Source organism: Microlunatus spumicola (assembly GCF_039536445.1).
GTDB classification, from domain to species: domain Bacteria; phylum Actinomycetota; class Actinomycetes; order Propionibacteriales; family Propionibacteriaceae; genus Microlunatus; species Microlunatus spumicola.
The window spans coordinates 428,466-446,381 of record NZ_BAAAYR010000004.1 but is presented as its reverse complement, the minus strand read 5'-3'; the positions used below and the strand labels follow the sequence as shown (position 1 = coordinate 446,381).

At 73.6% G+C, this 17,916-nt stretch carries 21 protein-coding genes; 7 read left to right on the top strand and 14 right to left on the bottom strand.

Annotation, left to right across the window (positions count from 1 at the left end):
• Position 1: 1 nt before the first annotated feature.
• The 3 genes from ABD665_RS15170 to ABD665_RS15160 form a co-directional block, all read right to left on the bottom strand.
• Complete coding sequence (locus tag ABD665_RS15170) at positions 2–814, bottom strand: purine-nucleoside phosphorylase (RefSeq protein ID WP_204913467.1); 813 nt, start codon at positions 812–814, stop codon at positions 2–4.
• A gap of 107 nt (positions 815–921) precedes the next feature.
• Positions 922–1,881 carry an oxidoreductase gene (locus ABD665_RS15165; protein WP_204913466.1) on the bottom strand — a complete coding sequence of 320 codons (960 nt, stop codon included), beginning with the start codon at positions 1,879–1,881 and terminating at the stop codon, positions 922–924.
• Positions 1,882–1,951: 70 nt separating this feature from the next.
• Positions 1,952–2,407, bottom strand: coding sequence for a gamma-glutamylcyclotransferase (locus ABD665_RS15160; protein WP_204913465.1), 456 nt, complete (start codon positions 2,405–2,407; stop codon positions 1,952–1,954).
• A gap of 86 nt (positions 2,408–2,493) precedes the next feature.
• Between ABD665_RS15160 and ABD665_RS15155 the strand changes: the two genes are divergently transcribed.
• Both ABD665_RS15155 and ABD665_RS15150 read left to right on the top strand, forming a co-directional pair.
• Complete coding sequence (locus ABD665_RS15155) at positions 2,494–3,927, top strand: NAD(P)H-quinone dehydrogenase (RefSeq protein WP_204913464.1); 1,434 nt, start codon at positions 2,494–2,496, stop codon at positions 3,925–3,927.
• Positions 3,927–4,235, top strand: coding sequence for a hypothetical protein (locus ABD665_RS15150; RefSeq protein WP_204913463.1), 309 nt, complete (start codon positions 3,927–3,929; stop codon positions 4,233–4,235). The genes ABD665_RS15155 and ABD665_RS15150 overlap by 1 nt, the downstream gene beginning before the upstream one ends.
• A gap of 25 nt (positions 4,236–4,260) precedes the next feature.
• On the opposite strand, the gene ABD665_RS15145 is transcribed toward ABD665_RS15150, so the two are convergent.
• Both ABD665_RS15145 and ABD665_RS15140 read right to left on the bottom strand, forming a co-directional pair.
• Positions 4,261–4,479, bottom strand: a complete 219-nt coding sequence (locus ABD665_RS15145) for a hypothetical protein (protein ID WP_204913462.1) — start codon at positions 4,477–4,479, stop codon at positions 4,261–4,263.
• On the bottom strand, positions 4,476–5,183 hold the full coding sequence (locus tag ABD665_RS15140; RefSeq protein WP_204913461.1) for a haloacid dehalogenase type II: 708 nt from the start codon (positions 5,181–5,183) through the stop codon (positions 4,476–4,478). The genes ABD665_RS15145 and ABD665_RS15140 overlap by 4 nt, the downstream gene beginning before the upstream one ends.
• 68 nt (positions 5,184–5,251) lie before the next feature.
• Between ABD665_RS15140 and ABD665_RS15135 the strand changes: the two genes are divergently transcribed.
• Complete coding sequence (locus ABD665_RS15135; RefSeq protein WP_344742489.1) at positions 5,252–6,100, top strand: Sir2 family NAD-dependent protein deacetylase; 849 nt, start codon at positions 5,252–5,254, stop codon at positions 6,098–6,100.
• Positions 6,101–6,241: 141 nt separating this feature from the next.
• On the opposite strand, the gene ABD665_RS15130 is transcribed toward ABD665_RS15135, so the two are convergent.
• Both ABD665_RS15130 and ABD665_RS15125 read right to left on the bottom strand, forming a co-directional pair.
• Positions 6,242–7,051 carry a hypothetical protein gene (locus tag ABD665_RS15130; protein ID WP_204913460.1) on the bottom strand — a complete coding sequence of 270 codons (810 nt, stop codon included), beginning with the start codon at positions 7,049–7,051 and terminating at the stop codon, positions 6,242–6,244.
• 107 nt (positions 7,052–7,158) lie between these two features.
• Positions 7,159–8,946 (bottom strand): ATP-binding protein, encoded by a 1,788-nt coding sequence (locus ABD665_RS15125; RefSeq protein ID WP_204913459.1) that lies wholly within the window; start codon positions 8,944–8,946, stop codon positions 7,159–7,161.
• A gap of 113 nt (positions 8,947–9,059) precedes the next feature.
• Between ABD665_RS15125 and ABD665_RS15120 the strand changes: the two genes are divergently transcribed.
• Positions 9,060–9,635, top strand: coding sequence for a DinB family protein (locus ABD665_RS15120; RefSeq protein ID WP_344742488.1), 576 nt, complete (start codon positions 9,060–9,062; stop codon positions 9,633–9,635).
• A 16-nt stretch (positions 9,636–9,651) separates the two neighbouring features.
• On the opposite strand, the gene ABD665_RS15115 is transcribed toward ABD665_RS15120, so the two are convergent.
• Positions 9,652–10,125 (bottom strand): VOC family protein, encoded by a 474-nt coding sequence (locus ABD665_RS15115; protein WP_204913458.1) that lies wholly within the window; start codon positions 10,123–10,125, stop codon positions 9,652–9,654.
• Between the two features lie 129 nt (positions 10,126–10,254).
• Here ABD665_RS15115 and ABD665_RS15110 point away from each other — a divergent pair, with 129 nt between their 5' ends.
• Both ABD665_RS15110 and ABD665_RS15105 read left to right on the top strand, forming a co-directional pair.
• Positions 10,255–11,628 (top strand): serine hydrolase domain-containing protein, encoded by a 1,374-nt coding sequence (locus ABD665_RS15110; RefSeq protein WP_344742487.1) that lies wholly within the window; start codon positions 10,255–10,257, stop codon positions 11,626–11,628.
• A 62-nt stretch (positions 11,629–11,690) separates the two neighbouring features.
• A complete protein-coding gene (locus ABD665_RS15105) occupies positions 11,691–12,044 on the top strand; it encodes a hypothetical protein (RefSeq protein WP_204913457.1) in 354 nt (117 codons plus the stop codon).
• Between the two features lie 15 nt (positions 12,045–12,059).
• On the opposite strand, the gene ABD665_RS15100 is transcribed toward ABD665_RS15105, so the two are convergent.
• From ABD665_RS15100 to ABD665_RS15080, 5 genes are read right to left on the bottom strand one after another with little or no spacing between them, the layout of a single operon-like run.
• Positions 12,060–12,413, bottom strand: coding sequence for a hypothetical protein (locus ABD665_RS15100; RefSeq protein WP_204913456.1), 354 nt, complete (start codon positions 12,411–12,413; stop codon positions 12,060–12,062).
• A 55-nt stretch (positions 12,414–12,468) separates the two neighbouring features.
• On the bottom strand, positions 12,469–12,753 hold the full coding sequence (locus tag ABD665_RS15095) for an antibiotic biosynthesis monooxygenase (protein WP_204913455.1): 285 nt from the start codon (positions 12,751–12,753) through the stop codon (positions 12,469–12,471).
• Between the two features lie 8 nt (positions 12,754–12,761).
• On the bottom strand, positions 12,762–13,517 hold the full coding sequence (gene dprE2, locus ABD665_RS15090) for a decaprenylphospho-beta-D-erythro-pentofuranosid-2-ulose 2-reductase (RefSeq protein ID WP_204913454.1): 756 nt from the start codon (positions 13,515–13,517) through the stop codon (positions 12,762–12,764).
• Between the two features lie 26 nt (positions 13,518–13,543).
• Positions 13,544–15,031: a decaprenylphosphoryl-beta-D-ribose oxidase gene (dprE1, locus tag ABD665_RS15085; protein WP_344742486.1), complete on the bottom strand. Its 1,488-nt coding sequence runs from the start codon at positions 15,029–15,031 to the stop codon at positions 13,544–13,546.
• Positions 15,028–16,038, bottom strand: a complete 1,011-nt coding sequence (locus tag ABD665_RS15080) for a decaprenyl-phosphate phosphoribosyltransferase (protein WP_204913453.1) — start codon at positions 16,036–16,038, stop codon at positions 15,028–15,030. The genes dprE1 and ABD665_RS15080 overlap by 4 nt, the downstream gene beginning before the upstream one ends.
• A 138-nt stretch (positions 16,039–16,176) precedes the next feature.
• On the opposite strand from ABD665_RS15080, the gene ABD665_RS15075 reads away from it, so the two are divergent.
• Positions 16,177–16,617: a hypothetical protein gene (locus ABD665_RS15075; RefSeq protein WP_204913452.1), complete on the top strand. Its 441-nt coding sequence runs from the start codon at positions 16,177–16,179 to the stop codon at positions 16,615–16,617.
• A gap of 33 nt (positions 16,618–16,650) precedes the next feature.
• Here the strand turns inward: ABD665_RS15075 and ABD665_RS15070 are convergent, their stop codons facing one another.
• Positions 16,651–17,874, bottom strand: a complete 1,224-nt coding sequence (locus ABD665_RS15070) for an acyltransferase family protein (protein WP_204913451.1) — start codon at positions 17,872–17,874, stop codon at positions 16,651–16,653.
• Positions 17,875–17,916 lie beyond the last annotated feature (42 nt).

The window sequence follows — 17,916 nt, the reverse complement described above, 5'->3', positions numbered from 1 at the left end:
CCTAGAGCGCGGCCGCGATGCCGGCGAGCAGGCTGCGCAGGCGGGGTGCGGCGGCGGCGCCCGCCTCCAGCACCTCCTCGTGGTGCAGCGGGGTGGGGGAGATGCCGGCGGCCAGGTTGGTGACCAGGCTCAGCCCGAGCACCTCCGCGCCGAGCTCGCGGGCGGCGATCGTCTCGAGCCCGGTGCTCATGCCGACCAGGTCCGCACCGAGGACGCCGGCCATGAGCACCTCCGACGGCGTCTCGAAGGACGGCCCGTGGAACTGGGCGTAGACCCCCTCGGGCAGGTCGGGATCGACCGTGCGGGCCAGGTCGCGCAGGCGCTTCGCGTACGCCTCGGTCATGTCGATGAACCGCGCCCCGACGAGCGGGTTCGCGCCGGTGAGGTTGATGTGGTCGCGCATCAGCACGACCGTGCCGGCCGGGCGGTCGACCTTGAGCCCGCCGCAGCCGTTGGTGAGGACGACCGTCGTCGCCCCGGCCTTGACCATGGTCCGTACGCCGTGCACGACCGGCGCGACGCCGCGGCCCTCGTAGTAGTGGGTGCGGCCGGTCAGCACCGCCGCCGTCTTGCCGGACGCGGTGCGCACGACCCGCAGCAGCCCGCCGTGCCCGATGACCACCGGCGCGCTGAAGCCCGGCAGCTCGCCGAGCGGGCAGCTGCCGATCTCCTCGCCGAGGTCGTCCGACGCCGCCGCCCAGCCCGAGCCGAGCGTGAACGAGACGTCGATCCCGTCGATCCCGAAGAGGTCCCGGATCGCCTGCGCAGCCTCGTCGGCGAGCGCGTACGGGTCGGTGGTGGTTCCGTCAGCCATGGCTCGACCCTAGAGGAACGGTCCCCCCGCCCCGGGCGCTCCGTCCCTCCCGCACCCCCGACCCGACCCGCTCCAGCGGGAGAAGGGGAGGACAGGGAGGACGGGGGTCAGAAGGCGTTGACGCCGGTGAGGTCGGCGGAGAGGTCCCAGAGCCAGAGGGCCTGCTCCGGGTCGATGGCGTACGGCCGGACGCCCGGGGCGTCGTCGGTGGAGACGCGGGCGACGTCGCAGTCCTCGAGGTAGACCCCGCCGAGCCCGTCCAGCTGCGGGCTCGTCGCCGCCCAGACCGTGGTCGCCGCGCCCTGCCCGGTGCTCTTGAAGTCGACGAGCGGGTTCCCGTTCGAGTCGATCCAGCCCAGCCCCTGCTGCTCCTCGCTCGAGAGGTGCCGCTGCAGCGGGGTGAGGATGCCGCCGGGGTGCAGCGCGAACGCCCGCACGCCGGTCTCGGCCGCGAGCTCGTCGAGCCGGACCGCGAACAGCACGTTCGCGGTCTTCGCCTGCCCGTACGCCTCCCACCTGTCGTAGTCGCCGCGGGTGAACATCGGGTCGTCCCAGCGGATCGGGCTGCGCCGGTGGCCGGCCGAGGACACGGAGACGACCCGGCCACCGCCGGCGGCGATGAGCGGCCAGAGCCGGTTCACGAGGGCGAAGTGCCCGAGGTGGTTGGTCGCGAATTGCGCCTCCCAGCCGGGGCCCACGCGGGTCTCCGGCGCGGCCATGATCCCGGCGTTGTCGATCATGAGGTCGATGCCGCGGCCCTGCGCGAGCACGTCGTCGGCGAAGGCCGCGACGCTGTCGAGGTCGGCCAGGTCGAGGGCGGCGACGCTCGTCCGGGTGATCCCGTCCAGCGCCTCGAGCGCGTGCTCCGGGCGACGGGCGGGGACGAGCACGTCCGCGCCGGCGTCGACGAGCGCCCGGGTGGTCTCGAGCCCGATGCCCGAGTAGCCGCCGGTGACGACCGCCAGCCGACCGGTGAGGTCGATCCCGGCGGCGACCTCGGCCGCGGTCGTCTTGGCGCCGAAGCCCGAGCCGACGGGTTCCTGCGGGGTGCGCGTCCAGGTGTTCACGGTCCCGACGCTAGGTCGTGCTCAGTGGGGAAGTTCCGCCCGGGTAGTCGCGGTCGGATCTTCCCCGTTCTCACCAGCCGCTGCGGCAGGGCCTTCCGCGGAGCTCGGCGAGGTAGTCCTCGGGGGCGCCGGCGGTCTGCGCGGCGTCGGCGAGGATGCCGAGGGTGCGGGCGCTGGGCATGCCGCCCTCGAAGTCCTCGAGGACGTAGACCCAGGCGGTCTTGATGCCGTCGAGGGTCTCGACGCGGACGCGGACCTTGGAGTAGAGCCCCTGGTCGGCGCTCTCCCACTGGTCCAGCGTGGTCTCGTCGGCCGGGGTGACGTCGTAGACGGCGACGAAGACGTGCTCCTCGCCCTGGACGTCCCCGGGCGCCTCGACCAGGGTCGGGAGCGCCCCGTCGAAGCCGTCGCCCCCGAACGTCAGCCGCCACCCGGGGATCCAGCCGGTCCAGCGCAGCGGGCTGTGGGGGCAGCGGCCGCTCATCTGCGCGGGATCGAGGTTGCTCCCGTAGGCGGCGTACAGCACGCACGGAGGTTATCCGAACCGCCGAACCGCGGCGGGTGCTCGTCACCGGCGACCGGTTCCGTGGACGGGGCTGAGACAATCGGGGCGTGGACCGCGTGGCGATCATCGGTGGAGGGCCCGGCGGCTACGAGGCGGCGCTCGTGGCGAGCCAGCTGGGCGGTGCCGTCACGCTGGTCGAGGACCAGGGTCTCGGCGGCTCGGCGGTGCTCACCGGCACGGTGCCGTCGAAGACGCTGATCGCCACCGCCGAGGTGATGACCGAGGTCCGCGAGTCCGCCGAGCTCGGCGTGCGGCTGCACGCCGACGGCGAGCACGGCTGCGGCGCGGCACCCGCCGACGGCGACCCCGACCGGGGCGTGAGCGTCGACCTGTCCGCCGTCAACGCCCGCGTGCTCGACCTCGCCACCAAGCAGTCGGCCGACATCGCCGAACGCCTGCTCAACGAGCACGTCACGATCGTCGACGGCCGCGGCCGCCTGGACGGCCCGGAGCGCGTCGTCGCGACCCGGACCGACGGCGGGACCGAGGAGCTCGACGCCGACATCGTCCTGATCGCCACCGGGTCGCGGCCCCGCGAGCTGCCCGAGGCCCGCCTCGACGGCGAGCGGATCCTCAGCTGGCGCCACCTCTACGCCCTGAAGGAGCTGCCCGAGCGCCTCGTCGTCGTCGGCTCCGGGGTGACGGGGGCCGAGTTCGCCAGCGCGTACGACGCCCTCGGCTGCGAGGTCGTGCTCGTGTCGTCCCGCGAGCGGGTGCTGCCCGGCGAGGACGCCGACGCCGCGCAGGTGCTCGAGGACGTGTTCGCCCGGCGCGGGCTGACCGTGCTGTCGAAGTCGCGCGCCGCGAGCGTCGTCCGCGAGGGCGACGGCGTGGTCGTGACGCTGACCGACGGCCGGCAGGTCACCGGTTCGCACTGCCTGCTCGCGGTCGGGTCCATCCCCAACACCGAGGACCTCGGCCTGGAGACGACGCGTGTCGAGACCGACCGCTACGGCTCTGTCGTCGTGGACCGGGTGTCACGCACCAAGGCCCGCGGCGTCTACGCGGCGGGGGACTGCACCGGGGTGCTCCCGCTCGCCTCCGTCGCCGCCATGCAGGGCCGGATCGCGATGTACCACGCGCTCGGCGACGCGGTCGCGCCGCTCGACCTGCTCACCGTCTCCTCCAACGTCTTCACCACCCCCGAGATCGCCACCGTGGGCGTGAGCCAGCAGCAGGTCGACGACCACCTGGTGCCCGCGCGGGAGGTGGTGCTGCGGCTCCGCGGCAACCCGCGGGCCAAGATGCAGGGCAGCCGCGACGGGTTCGTCAAGCTCTTCTGCCGCAGCGTCACGGGCATCGTCATCGGCGGGGTCGTGGTGGCCCCACGGGCCAGCGAGCTCATCTACCCGATCGCGCTGGCCATCTCGCAGCGCCTGACCGTCGACCAGCTGTCGGCCTCGTTCACCGTGTACCCGTCGCTCTCCGGCTCGATCGCGGAGGCCGCGCGGCGCCTCCACGGGACGCGCTCCATCACCTGATGGCCCGGTCCGACAAGGACGTGGAGCGGACCGAGGACGGCCGGTTCCTGGTCATCGACGGCCGCCGCTGGCGCGCCACCGACCCGCTCGTGCCCGACGAGCGGCGCCACGAGCTGCAGACGGTGCTGATGGCCTGGCGCCGCGAGGTGAAGCGGACCAAGGGCACCGACGAGGAGCGCACCTCCCGCGACGGCGTGCAGGCGACCAAGGTCGCGCTCGGCGAGCGCGGCACCCCCTGGTGGGAGCAGACCGAGGACGAGCGGCGTACGCGCTGGGAGGCCGACGTACCGACGCCGGCCGAGCGCTGAGGCCCGGTCCCCGCAGAGGGACGGTTCAGTCGCCCGGCGCCGACCGCGGGCGGCGCACCAGCCCGACCACGAGCAGGACGAGCCCGACCACCGAGAGCACGGCACCGACCACCACCGCGCTGCCGGCGCCCTCGACGAAGAAGCCGACGGCCAGCGCGGCCAGGCCGATGAGCAGCAGGGTCTGACCCACCTGCAGGGCGAGGCTCGTCCGGGGCCGGTGGGGACGGCGGTCGTGGATGCTCATGCGGTCGCGCCGCTCAGCACGTCCGCCAGGTGCAGGAGGTCGTCGACCACCAGCTCGAACTCACCCTCGGGCGGCGGCTCCTCGCCCGGCCGGCGCACGTAGCAGGTCCGGAACCCCACGTCCGCGGCCCCACGGAGGTCCCAGGTGTGCGAGGCGACCTTCATGATCTCGGCCGGCTCGAGCTCGAGGGCGTCGACGGCCACCGCGTACGCCCGCGGGTCCGGCTTGAAGACGTGCGACGGACGGGCCGACAGCGCCAGGTGCCAGGCCAGGCCGGCGTGCCGGGAGAGGCCAGCCAGCTCGGCCGGGTCGGCGTTCGTCAGGGCCACGACGAGGTGGTCGGCGCGGAGGCGGGTGAGCGCGGCGGCCGAGTCGGGCCACGCGTCGAAGCGGTGCACGACCCCGCACAGCTCGTCCTCGTCCACCGGGTCCAGCGGGGCGAGGCCGGCGTCGGCCACGGCCGCCCGGATCGCCACGCGGCGCAGCTCGCGGTGCGGGGACCAGGGTCGACGGCCCGCGCTGACCTCGCCGAGCAGCGACCGGAGGCCCTCCTTCGTCGCCGTGGCCACCGTGGTCGCCGCCTGCTCGGGATCGCCGCGCCGGGTGAGGACGGCCACGGTCGCGGCGTGGATCCCGCCGGTGTCGTCGACGACCGTGCCCATGACGTCGAAGACGAGCGCGCGGGGTCGGGTCACGAGAGCCATCCGGTCATGCTGCCAGCCGCGGCTCGCGCGCCGCAGGGCCGTCCTGGCGGCGCGGGTACTCTCGCCGGGTGACGCTGGCAGACGTCGAGGCGCAGACCCGGGTGGGGGTCGAGGCGGTCGCGGACCTCCTCGTCGGCCGCACCTGGACCGTCCTGTCCGGCGCCGGGATGAGCACCGACAGCGGCATCCCCGACTACCGCGGGCCGACGTCGGTCAAGGCCACCCCGATGCTCTACGCCGAGTTCGTCCGCTCGCTCGACAACCGCAAGCGCTACTGGGCCCGGTCCTACCAGGGCTGGTCGCGGATGGGCCACGCCGAGCCGAACGACGGGCACCGGCTGCTCGCCGCCCTCGAGCCCCACGGGCAGATGGGGGTCGTCACGCAGAACGTCGACGGGCTCCACCAGCGCGCGGGCAGCTCGCCGGTCATCCCGCTGCACGGCTCGATCGCCGATGTCGTCTGCCTGGGCTGCGGCCGGGTGACCAGCCGTCGCGAGCTCCAGGACCGTCTCGCCCTGCTCAACCCCGACGTCGGCCAGCCGCGCGTGCTCGAGCACGCCGAGCTGCGGCCCGACGGCGACGCCGTCGTCGACGACTGGGGCGACTTCGTGCTCGCCGACTGCCTGGTCTGCGGCGGGGTGCTCAAGCCGGACGTCGTGTTCTTCGGCGAGACCGTTCCGCGGGACCGGGTCGACCAGGCGTACGCGCTCGTCGACGCCGCCGACGTCCTGGTCGTGCTCGGCTCGTCGCTGACGGTGATGTCCGGCTTCCGCTTCGTGCGGCACAACGCCAAGGCGGGCCGCGACGTCGTCATCGTGAACCGCGGCGACACCCGCGGGGACGACCTCGCGACCCTCAAGGTCGAGCTGGGCTGCACCGAGGTGCTCGCCGGCCTGCGGGACCTGCTCAGCGCCTAGAGCGCACGCTCCCTGAGCTTGTTGACGGGCCTCGAAGAGGTCAGCGTGGCGAGCCGAAGGGGTGCAGCCGACCCGTTCCGGGCCCCTCGACGAGCTCAGGGGGCGTGATCTGCTCGGCGGACGCCGCCGAGCGACAGACGGCTAATCGCCGCCGAAGAAGTCCCCGAGACCGTCGAACAGCCCACCGATGCCGTCGCCGACGGACTCGAATCCGTCGCCGATGCCCTCGCCGATCCCGCCAAGGCCGGCTCCGAGGCCGCCGAACAGGTTGCCGCCGCCCCCGAAGAGCATGCTGCCGATCAGGACGCCGGAGAGCATGTCGCTGCCGTTCCAGCGGCCGTAGTAGCCCTGCGCCCAGGGCGCGTAGCCCGGGCCGCCCTCCCAGTAGGGCACGCGCTGCGCGCCGACCTGGACGGTGCGGATGTACGGGTCGGCGCCGGCGAGGACACGCTCGGCGTCCGCGGGGCAGGCCGGGACGGAGCGGACGGCACCGCCGGCCGGGGCCCAGTCGACGTTCTGCGACGAGGGTCCGTGCGCCGGGTTGAAGAAGCACGGCGGGCGCTTCTGCGGCAGCGGCCGGCCGTTGACGCGGGCCTTGACGCACGCGACGGCGTAGCGGCCGTCCTCGAGGATCTCGGTGACGTGGCGGATCTCGTCGGGCTTCTGGACGGCGTCGAGCGAGCTCTTCGCGTCCTCGTACGCGTCGAGCGCGCGTTGGTAGTCCTGCTGCATGGCCTCGTCGAGCGGGTGGCCGGCCACGTCGATGTCGAGGCGCTGCAGCTCCTCGCCGAACTTCGTGACGTCCTCGTCGGCGGCACGGCGGGAGGTGGAGAGCTGGCTCTCCAGGGCGGCGCGCTCGGCGGTCTCGCGCTGCCGGATCGCGTTGCGCCGGTAGAGGCTCACGCCCCCGAGAATCACTGCCACGACGAGTAGCAGGACGAGGAATTCCATGGATTCGAGTGTGCCTCGCGACGTCGGGCGGACCGAAGACCCCGGCCCGCCTTCTTAACCACTTCTTGTCGCGATCGGCGACGCGGGGGTTGCGGGCCGGGGACCGGTCAGGCGTCGACGATCTCGCAGAGCACCATGCCGGAGGTGACGGTGGCGCCGAGCTCTGCGGCCAGGCCCGAGACCGTGCCGGACCGGTGCGCCGTGAGCGGTTGCTCCATCTTCATCGCCTCGAGGACGACGACGAGGTCGCCGGCCTCGACGTGGTCGCCGTCGGCCACCGCGACCTTGACGATCGTGCCCTGCATCGGCGAGGTCAGGGCGTCGCCGCTCGGCGCCGCCGCTGCGGCCGCCGCACGACGGGCCGGCTTGCGCGCCGCGGAACCGCCGTTGCCGCCGGAGGCCCGTCCCGCCCCCAGCCCGGCGGGCAGCACGACCTCGAGCCGGCGGCCGCCGACCTCGACGACGACGCGCTCGCGCTCGGCCTCGGGCGCCTCGGCGGTGGTGCCCTGCCAGGGCTCGATCGTGTTGTCGAACTCGGTCTCGATCCAGCGCGTGTGCACGCCGAACGTGCCGGAGGCGGCGGTGAAGGCCGGGTCGTCGAGCACGACGCGGTCGAACGGCACCACGGTGGGCATGCCCTCGACGACCAGCTCGGCCAGGGCGCGGCGGGACCGCTCCAGGGCCTGCTCCCGGTCCACCCCGGTGACGATGATCTTCGCGACCAGGGAGTCGAAGCTGCCGGGCACGGTCATGCCGGCGCGGTAGCCCTCGTCGACCCGGACGCCCGGGCCGAGCGGCGGCACCCAGCGCGTGAGCGTGCCGGGTGCGGGCAGGAAGCCGCGACCCGGGTCCTCGGCGTTGATCCGGAACTCGATGGAGTGCCCGCGGGTGACGGGGTCGCCGTAGCCCAGCTCCTCGCCGTCGGCGATGCGGAACATCTCGCGCACGAGGTCGAGCCCGGTGACCTCCTCGGAGACCGGGTGCTCGACCTGGAGGCGGGTGTTCACCTCGAGGAAGGAGATGGTGCCGTCCTGGCCGACCAGGAACTCGCACGTCCCCGCGCCGACGTAGCCGGCCTCGGTGAGGATCGCCTTGGACGACGTGTAGAGCCGGTCGAGCTGGTCCTGGGTGAGGAACGGCGCCGGGGCCTCCTCGACGAGCTTCTGGTGGCGGCGCTGCAGCGAGCAGTCGCGGGTCGACACGACGACCACGTTGCCGTGGCTGTCGGCGAGGCACTGCGTCTCGACGTGCCGGGGGCGGTCGAGGTAGCGCTCGACGAAGCACTCGCCCCGCCCGAACGCGCCCACGGCCTCGCGGACGGCCGACTCGTACAGCTCGGGGATCTCCTCCAGCGTGCGGGCGACCTTGAGGCCGCGCCCGCCGCCGCCGAAGGCCGCCTTGATGGCGACCGGCAGGCCGAACTCGGTGGCGAACGCCACGACCTCGTCCGCGTCGGCGACCGGGTCGGCGGTCCCGGGGACCAGGGGGGCGCCGACGCGCTGGGCGATGTGGCGCGCCTGCACCTTGTCGCCGAGCGCGGTGATGGCGGCGGGCGGCGGGCCGATCCAGACCAGCCCCGCCTCCATGACGGCGCTGGCGAAGTCGGCGTTCTCGGCCAGGAAGCCGTAGCCCGGGTGCACGGCGTCGGCGCCCGAGCGGGCGGCGACGTCGAGGATCTTGGCCACGTCGAGGTAGGTCTGCGCCGGTGTCGAGCCGCCCAGCGCGTACGCCTCGTCGGCCAGCGTGACGAAGAGCGCGTCCGCGTCCGGGTCGGCGTAGACCGCGACGCTGCCCAGCCCCGCGTCCGCCGCGGCGCGGATGACCCGCACCGCGATCTCGCCGCGGTTGGCCACGAGGACCTTGGAGATGCGTCCTGACCGGCTCGCCTGTGGCACGTGCCCTACCTCTCGCGGTGGCGCCCTCGGCTCCCGCGTCGAGGGAGTCTAGTGGTCGGAGCCCCGACGCCAGGTGCTGGGCGGCGGCGGGGCGGTTGTGCCAGGGTGGTGGCGTGGCAGCCGACGAGCAGGCCGACGTGATCGTTCCGGACGGCAAGGACTGGACCTGGGTCCTCGAGCGACGGTGCCCCGAGTGCGGGTTCGAGGCCCGTACCGTGCCCCGCGAGCAGCTCGGCGAGCGGTTCTTCCTGGCGGGCGAGGAGTGGGTGCAGATCCTCCGCGAGAACCCCGCGGTGGAGGTGCGGCCCGCGCCGGCCGTCTGGTCGCCGCTGGAGTACGGCGCGCACGTGCGCGACCTCTACGTCATCACCGGCCAGCGCCTCGAGCTGATGCTCACCTCCGACGACGCGGTCTTCGCCGACTGGGACCAGGACGAGGCCGCCGTCGCCGGGCGCTACGGCGAGCAGGACCCCGAGCAGGTGGCGGAGGACCTCGAGGCCGCCGCGCAGCGGCTCGTCGGCACGGTCACGGAGATCGAGGCGCGGGCCTGGGCGCGTCGCGGCACGCGGTCGAACGGCTCGGTCTTCACCGTGGAGACGTTCCTGCAGTACGTGCTGCACGACGTCGTGCACCACCTCTGGGACGTCACCGGCCAGCAGGACGGGGCGGCGTCGCTGCAGCTCGCCTGAGGGCAGCCAGGGCGCCTCAGCCGGCGGCGGCCGCCTCGAGCGCGGCGACGTCGAGGCGCTTCATCGTCATCATCGCGGCCATGGCGCGGCCGGCGCGTCCCGGGTCGGGGTCGGTCAGCAGCGCGGGCAGGACGTGCGGGACCACCTGCCAGGAGAAGCCGAACTTGTCGCGGCACCAGCCGCAGTCGCTCTCCTCGCCGCCGTCGCCGACGAAGGCGTCCCAGTAGTGGTCGACCTCCGCCTGGTCGGCACAGTCGACCTGCAGCGAGACGGCCTCGGTGAAGGTGAACTGCGGACCGCCGTTCAGGGCGGTGAAGGGGGTGCCGTCGAGGGTGAACTCGATCGTCAGCACCTGACCCTGGCGGGCCGGGTTCTCGGGACCCCAGCGCAGGATCTTCCCGACGGACGACCTCGGGAAGAGCGACACGTAGTACCGCGCCGCCTCCTCGCCCCGGTCGTCGAACCACAGGCACGGCGTGATGGCACTCATCGGCGTTCTCCTCGGGTCTGGTGTCCTCTGCACAGGTCGACCGGCTCGGACAGCCGGACTCATCGGGCTCGGCCCACTCCCGGGCGGACCCGGGCCGCGCCGCGTCGTCGGGGGTGATGGGCTGTCCCCGTGACGAGAGACCCCGTGGACCTGCTGCCGACGACCCGACGGGTGCTCGACCACCGGTTGGCCCGCACCCAGACGGAGGGACGGGCCCCCAGCGTGGCCGCGGGCCTCGTCCGTGACGGTGCCCTGGTGTGGTCCAGGGGGCGGGGTTCGGTGGACGGGGCGGCCCCGACGACGGACACCCAGTACCGGATCGGCTCGATCACCAAGACCTTCGTGGCCGTGCTGGTCCTGCGCCTGCGCGACGCGGGCCGCCTCGACCTCCTCGACCCGCTGGAGACCCACCTCCCGGGCACCGCCGCCGACGACCGGACGGTGCTGCAGCTGCTGTCGCACACCGCCGGCGTCGCGTCGGAGACGCCGCCGCCCTGGTGGGAGCGGACCGACGGCGCGGTGCGGCCGGCGGTGACCGACCTCCTCGGCGCCGACCCTGCCGAGCAGCTGACCGGGCGACGCTTCCACTACTCCAACCCGGGGTTCGCGCTGCTGGGGGCGATGGTCGCGCGGCTCCACGACCGGCCCTTCGGCGAGGTCCTGCAGTCCGAGGTCCTGGACCCGCTCGGCCTGCGCCGGACGACCCTGATGCCGGTCGCGCCGCACGCGCTCGGCTGGGCCGTGCACCCGTGGGCGGACCTGCTGCTCCCCGAGCCCACGCACGACGCGGGGCTGATGGCCCCGGCCGGCCAGCTCTGGTCGACCGTGGGGGACCTCTCCCGCTTCGCGAGCTTCCTGCTGGTCGGCGACGACCGCGTCCTGCCGCTCACCACCCTCGAGGAGATGCGCGAGCCGGTCGTCCCGGCCGGGGCGGACGGTTCGGGCTACGGCCTGGGCCTGCAGACGCGAGGGGGACCGTACGGCCTGGTCGGTCACGGAGGTTCCATGCCCGGCTTCCTCGCCGGCCTCGACGTCTCGGCGGAGGCGGGCCTGGCCGTCGTCGCCTTTGCGAACGCCACGTCCGGGCCGGACCTCGGCGCGCTCGTCGAGGACCTGGTCGACGCGGTGGCGACGGCCGAGCCCCGCGAACCCGAGCCCTGGGCGCCGCTCCCGGACGCCGACCCGGAGCTGCTCGCGCTGACCGGTCCCTGGTACTGGGGCGCGGCCCCGTTCGCGGTCCGGCTGCAGGCGGACCGGCACCTCGAGCTGGTCACCCTCGGCTCGCGCGGGCGGGAGTCGCGCTTCCGGCCCGCCGCGGACGGTCGCTGGACCGGGCTGGACGCCTACTACCGGGGCGAGACGCTGACGGTCGTCCGGGACGCGGGCGGCGACGTGACCCACCTCGACCTGGGGTCCTTCGTGCTGACCCGCCAGCCGTACGGCCCCGCCGAGGTGGTGCCGGGTGGCGTCGACCCCGCCGGCTGGCGCGGTGGTGGTCGCTGACGCTGCGTCGACCGACGAAAACGGCTGGCCGGACCGTGGCACGGTGGGGTTGCCTGTCGGCCATGGTTCTTCCCGGGTGGACGCCCTACCGGCGGCACGAGGACGACGAGCTGCTGGGCTACCTCGTGCAGGAGCCGGGCGGCACCGTGCCGCTCACGCTCTTCGGGGCCCGGCTCGCGGAGGCCGGCACCCTCGAGCAGGCCGAGGCGGTGCTGCGCGCGCGGGGGCTGTCGTGCCTGGCCGACCCCTGGCTCTTCCGGCAGGACGACGGCGAGGAGGTCCGGGTCGCCCTCGTGGCCGCGTACCCCGACCGGGTCGTGGTCGTCCCCGCGCCGTGGGGGTACGCCGACCCCGGCGCGCAGCCGGTGGTCGTGGCGGCCGAGAACGGTGCGGACCGGCTCCGGCCGCTGCGCTGAGCAGGCCCCGGCGGTTCAGTCGTCGGCGGGCAGCGGGGGCTGGGTGGTCGAGGCGAGGACGCGGCGGGCGCGGCGCCCGAGGTCGCTGAGGTCGACGCGTCCGGCGTCCGCGGCGGCGGCGAGCCGGGCCGCGAGGTCGAGCGCCTCGTCGAGGACGGGGACGTCGACGGCAGCCTCCTCGCCCATGTCACGGAGGATCGTGATCTCGGTCCGCGAGGCGATGATGGGCTCGGGCACGCCCTCGATCCAGACCCGGGTGCGACGCCCGCCACCGCGCTGCTCGCCGGTCAGGCGTTCGAGCGCGAAGATCTTGTTCGACCGGGCGTACTTGCCGAACCCGAGGGCGATGATCCGCGAGTCGTCGGCCACGCGCTCATGATGACAGCCCGGACGCCGCCGGCGCCGTGAGGGGCGGGCGGCCCGGTCAGCCGACGTCGGTGAAGTGCTCGACCCGCGGCGGCCCCGCGAACCAGGGGCCGATGGCCTCGCGCCACCGCGTGAAGCGCTCGCTCTGCCGGAACCCCGTCTCGTGCGCCTCGACGCTGTCCCACTCGACCAGCAGCACGAACCGCTCGGCCGACTCGACGCCACGGGTCATCCGCACCGAACGGCAGCCGGGCGTGCCGGCGAGGATCTCCCGCGCCCCGAGGAACGCGTCCTCGAAGGCGTCGGGGTCGGTGACGTCGATGAGGGCGACCTCGAGGACCACGGCCGGCGTCAGATCGGCAGCCGGCGGAACAGCGGCCGCGGCACGTGGCGCAGCCCGGACATCACGAAGCGCATCGGCGTCGGCACCCAGATCAGCTCGCGCTTCGCGGTCACCGCCTCGATCGTCGCCTCGGCGACCTCCTCCGGCGTCGCCGCCAGCGGGCCGACCTCGAGGTCGGCGGTCATCTTGGACTTCACGAAGCCGGGACGGACGACGAGGACCCGTACGCCGGTGCCGCGCAACGCCTCGCCGAGCCCGAGGTAGAAGCCGTCGAAGCCGGCCTTGCTCGACCCGTAGACGAAGTTGGAGCGGCGGACCCGCTCGCCGGCGACGCTGGAGAGGGCGACGACGACGCCGTGCGCCTGCTCCTTGAGCCGGTTCGACAGCAGCACTCCGAGGTGGACCGGCGCGGCGTAGTTGACCTCGGCCAGCTCGAGCGCGAGCTCCGGGTCCTGCCACGCCTGCTCGGTGTCCCCGAGGATCCCGAACGCGACCACCGCGACGTCGATGTCCCCGTCGGCGAAGGCCGCGTCGATCGTGGCGGCGTGCGAGCCGTGGTCGCGGGCGTCGAGGTCGACCTCGCTGACCTGGCAGCCCAACGTCCCCAGCTCGGCCGCGGCCGCCGTACGCCGCTCGCCCGGACGCGCCGCGAGGACGACCCGCAGGCCGCCGCGACGGGCGTACCGGCGGGCGATGGCGAGCGCGATGTCGGACGTGCCGCCCAGCAGGAGCAGGGACGAGGGGTTGCCGGTCGCGTTGATCAAGGAGTCGCTTTCGGAGGAGGGAGCCATCAGATCGCCAGACGGCGGGCGAGGTCGGAGCTGAAGAGGTGCTCGGGGTCGGCCTGCCGGCGGACGGCGAGGAAGTCGTCGAGGCGCGGGTACATCTGACGGAACCGTTCCGCGGTGAGCCGCGAGTCCTTGGCCAGGTAGACCCGGCCGCCGACGCTGACGACCTCCTCGTCGAGCGCGTCGCAGAGCTTGTCGAGCCCCGGCTCGATGGGCAGGTCGACGGTCAGCGTCCAGCCCGGCATCGGGAAGGACAGCGGCGAGAGGTTGCCCGGGCCGAAGCGCTTGAGCACGTTCAGGCAGGACAGGTGCCCGGAGTTCACGATCATCTCGAAGCACCGCTTGAACGTCTCGTGCGCCGAGAACGGCACCACGAACTGGTACTGCAGGAAGCCGTTCGGGCCGTAGACCCGGTTCCACTCCGCGACGATGTCGAGCGGGTGGAAGAAGGCCGTGATGTTCTGCAGCGCCCCGACCTGGTGCTTCGGCGCCTTGCGGAACCAGAACTCGCTGAAGGCCTTCGCCGTCAGCTTGTTGACCATGCGGTTCGGGAAGACCTCGGGGATCGTCCCGAAGGACGGCGCCACGAACTTCAGCGGCTCCCGGCGGCGCTTGGGGTCCAGCTGGGACAGCTTCGCCTTGTCGCCGCGGGTGAGGACCGCGCGGCCCATGTGCCTGCCCTTGGTGACCGCGTCGAACCAGGCGACCGAGTAGTTGTACGCGTCGTCACCCGTGCTCATCCTCGCCATCAGGTCGTCGATGTCGCTGCAGCGGTCGGTGTCGACGGTGAAGTACGCCGTCTCCACGCGCTGCAGCTCCACGACCGCACCGACGATCGCGCCGGTCAGGCCCATCCCGCCGATCGTCCCCCAGAACAGCCGGCCGTCGTCGTCCAGCGCCTCCCACGAACCGCCGGTCGGACGCTCGAGCGTCTTCACGCTGCCGTCGGCCATGAGCAGGTCGAAGGAGCGGACGTGGTTGCCGAAGCTGCCCTGGGTGTGGTGGTTCTTGCCGTGCACGTCCGCCGCGATGGCGCCCCCGATCGTCACCTGCCGGGTGCCCGGCAGCACCGGGACCCACAGCCCGAACGGCAGCAGCGCCTTCATCAGCGTGTCGATGCTGACGCCGGCCTGCAGCGTCACGGTGGGCGGCTCGGAGGCGGCGTCGACCGAGAGGATCTTGTCGAGGTGCGTCAGGTCGAGCGTGGTCCCGCCGGAGTTCTGCGCGGCGTCGCCGTAGCTGCGCCCGAGCCCGCGCGGGGTCACGCCGCGCCCGGCCCCGCTGCGCAGCGCGGACACCGCGTCCGCGACGGAGTCGATGGCGTGCAGGTGCGACATCGCGCCCGCCGCCCGGCCCCAGCCGTGGATCTCGATGAGCTTCTGGGGGATCGGCGGCTGCTCCTCGACCCCGGAGGGCCGGATGTGCGGCAGGTCGAGGTCGCTGCCCCCGCCCGGCATGGACGGGAAGGCGTTCACCGGGAAGGCCTTCATCGGGTGAACACCCCGATCGAGATCACCACGAGCCAGACCAGTCCGATCACTTGCAGAACCCTGTCGTGCAGGACAACTTCCTCCGGCTCCCCGGCGTTCCCGGAGTCGACCTCGAGGGCGTACTGGAGCAGCCCGAGGGTGAACGGCGCGATCGAGATCGCCGTCCAGGGCACCGCGTACGCGCCGACGCCGCCGTTCGTGAACGCCCAGAGGCTGTAGGAGATGAGCACCATCGTCGCCGCGAGCATCCACGCGAAGCGGAGGTAGGACTCCGTGTAGCGCTCGAGCGAGCGACGGGTGCCCGCCTCGCTGCCGAGCGACTTGATCTCGGAGTAGCGCTTGCCGGCGACCATGAAGAACGAGCCGAAGGCCGCCACCAGGAGGAACCACTGGCTCAGCGGGATGTCGCTCGCGACGCCGCCGGCGATGGCGCGGAGCAGGAAGCCCGAGGCCACCATGGCCAGGTCGACGACGGGCAGGTGCTTGAGGAAGGCCGAGTAGCCCAGCTGCAGCAGGAGGTAGATCAGCAGCGTCACGCCGAGCTGGGGGGTGGTGAGGAAGCCGATGGTCAGGCCGGCCGCACCGGTGATCACCGCGAGCACCACCGCCGCCTGCGGCCGGAGCTCGCCGGCCGCGATGGGACGGAACCGCTTGCGCGGGTGCAGCCGGTCCTCCTCGACGTCGCGGACGTCGTTGATCAGGTAGACCGTGGCGCTCATCAGGCAGAAGGCGACGAACGCCAGCGCCGAGCCGAGCAGGACGTCGCGGTCGAAGAGCCGGCCCGCGGCGAGCGGGGCGGTGAAGACGAGGACGTTCTTGACCCACTGCCGCGGGCGCATCGCGCGGACGGCGGCGGGGAGGCGCGAGCGACGCGGCTCCTCGAGCAGGTCCTCCTGGGGGATGTCCGGCACGGCCGGGACGGCGGGCGACGGCTCGACGCCCGGCGCGGGGGCCGGTTCGGCGGGAGCCGGCCGCGAGGTCGCGGACCGGGGAGAGGTGTCGGTCATCAGACCTCCGATGGTATCGGCGCGGGCCGACATCGGGCTGCACCCGCCTCGCGGGCCCGGCGGGCCGGTCGCCCGTGCGTCCTCTCGGCCGGGCCTCCCTTACCTGCGCCTGTCGAAGGGCGCGGCTACCCTCGCCGCGTGCGTACGCCCCGGGTCCTGCGCGCGGTCGTCGTCCCCGTCGCCCTCGTCGCTGCGCTCTCCGGGTGCGCGGCGGGGTCCGTGCCCGACGTGCCCCCCGCGTCGTCGCCCGCCCCGACCCCGACGGTCTCCACGCCCGCGGACGGCGTGAGCCTCGCGGCGCTGGGCTTCGAGAACGGTCCCGTCGACCGGGTGTTCGTCCCCGTCGGCGCGCAGCTCGCGTCGCGGGTCGACCAGACGAACAACGTCACGCTGGTCATGACCGCTCCGTCCGCCGCGGACCTCGCCGCCTTCTACCGCCGGACGGCGGCGGGCAACGGCTTCACGGTGACCGCTGACGACGCGGCGACCGCGACGCTGACGTTCGCGGGGTTCGGGTGGACGGGGACGTTCACCGGCGACCGGCAGGCCTCGGCGCTGCTGCTGCGCCCCGCGAGCTGACCGCTTCCCGAGAGGCCAGCGGGAGGGCGGGCCTCAGGAGGAGCCGACGCGGACCCGCTGCCGGCGCGAGCGGAACCAGGCGACCAGGTGCTGCGGCCAGGCCCGGTCCATGCACGGGCGCTCGACGAGCACGAAGAACACGGCCGAGAAGGCGACCACCAGCGGCCCCGTGATCGCGAGCTGGAGCAGCAGGTCGAGGCCGTAGACCCCGGTCGGCGCGAGGCCCTTGGTCAGGAACAGCGTGTTGTTGAGGAACACGTTGTGCAGCAGGTAGATCGAGTAGCACATCCCGCCGATCGTGGTCACGAGCGGCAGCGTCAGGAACGCGTGCAGCGCGACCCCGCGGAACACCCCGAGGTAGCCGAGCAGGCAGAGCCACGGGACGGCGAGCTCCGCGACCAGCTGGTGCGAGGCGGCCGGCAGCCAGCGTGCGGCCCCCGTCTGCGTGTGCAGCATGACGACCACCGGCACCGCGGCCAGGGCGAGCACGTCCCACCGCACGCGGCGCGGCCCGGTCGGGAAGAGCCGGCCGACCACCATGAGGTCGGCGAGCAGGAAGCCCACGAGGAAGTACTGCGCGAAGCGGAGCAGCGTGTTGTGCAGGTGCGGGCTGGTGTCCGCGAGCAGGGGCCCCACGGCGGAGGTCGCGACGATCGCGGCGACGAGCACCGCCCGCCGGGCGACGGTCCCGCGGATCGCGAACAGCGCCGTCAGCCACGGGACCAGCAGGTAGAACTGGATCTCCACCTCGAGCGACCAGGCCACGTTGTTGATCAGGCTGTCGCGGGCGTAGACGAGGTCGTGGACGTAGCCGAGGCTGGCCAGCAGGTGGGGTGCGAGCTCCCGGGCGCTGCGCCCGTGCACGACCACGAGGAGCAGGAAGCAGCCGAGCATCACGAGCACGTACGGCGGCTCGAGCCGCGTGAGGCGGCGCAGGAAGTACGCCCGCAGCCCGACCGCGGGACCCCCGCGCAGGTGGTGCCGCGCGAACGGCAGCGCCAGCACGAGCCCGGAGACGATGAAGAAGAGCTGCACGCCGAGCTCGCCCGACCGGATGGTGTCGTGCAGGGCGCTGCCCGGCACGGGGTAGGCGAAGGCGGTGGGGTTCCGGCTGGCGAGGTTGAGGGCCAGGTGGAAGACGACCACGGCCGCGATGGCCACGAAGCGGAGCCCGTCCACCTCGGGGATGAACGCGCCGCGGGACGTCACCCGCGAGAACGGGGCGAGGAGCGGCGACCGCGGGCGGACGGCCTGCACGGGGAGATCGAAGCAGAGGATCGCGCGTCGTGGGGCTGCTTT

Bases quoted from the DNA above. Each gene is read 5' to 3' on its own strand.
- ABD665_RS15150 (WP_204913463.1), top strand. From the start codon at position 3,927: ATGGCCCGGTCCGACAAGGACGTGGAGCGGACCGAGGACGGCCGGTTC.
- ABD665_RS15170 (WP_204913467.1), bottom strand. From the start codon at position 814: ATGGCTGACGGAACCACCACCGACCCGTACGCGCTCGCCGACGAGGCT.
- ABD665_RS15115 (WP_204913458.1), bottom strand. From the start codon at position 10,125: ATGAGTGCCATCACGCCGTGCCTGTGGTTCGACGACCGGGGCGAGGAG.
- dprE1 (WP_344742486.1), bottom strand. From the start codon at position 15,031: ATGAAGGCCTTCCCGGTGAACGCCTTCCCGTCCATGCCGGGCGGGGGC.
- ABD665_RS15130 (WP_204913460.1), bottom strand. From the start codon at position 7,051: ATGGAATTCCTCGTCCTGCTACTCGTCGTGGCAGTGATTCTCGGGGGC.
- ABD665_RS15145 (WP_204913462.1), bottom strand. From the start codon at position 4,479: ATGAGCATCCACGACCGCCGTCCCCACCGGCCCCGGACGAGCCTCGCC.
- ABD665_RS15080 (WP_204913453.1), bottom strand. From the start codon at position 16,038: ATGACCGACACCTCTCCCCGGTCCGCGACCTCGCGGCCGGCTCCCGCC.
- ABD665_RS15105 (WP_204913457.1), top strand. From the start codon at position 11,691: ATGGTTCTTCCCGGGTGGACGCCCTACCGGCGGCACGAGGACGACGAG.
- ABD665_RS15140 (WP_204913461.1), bottom strand. From the start codon at position 5,183: ATGGCTCTCGTGACCCGACCCCGCGCGCTCGTCTTCGACGTCATGGGC.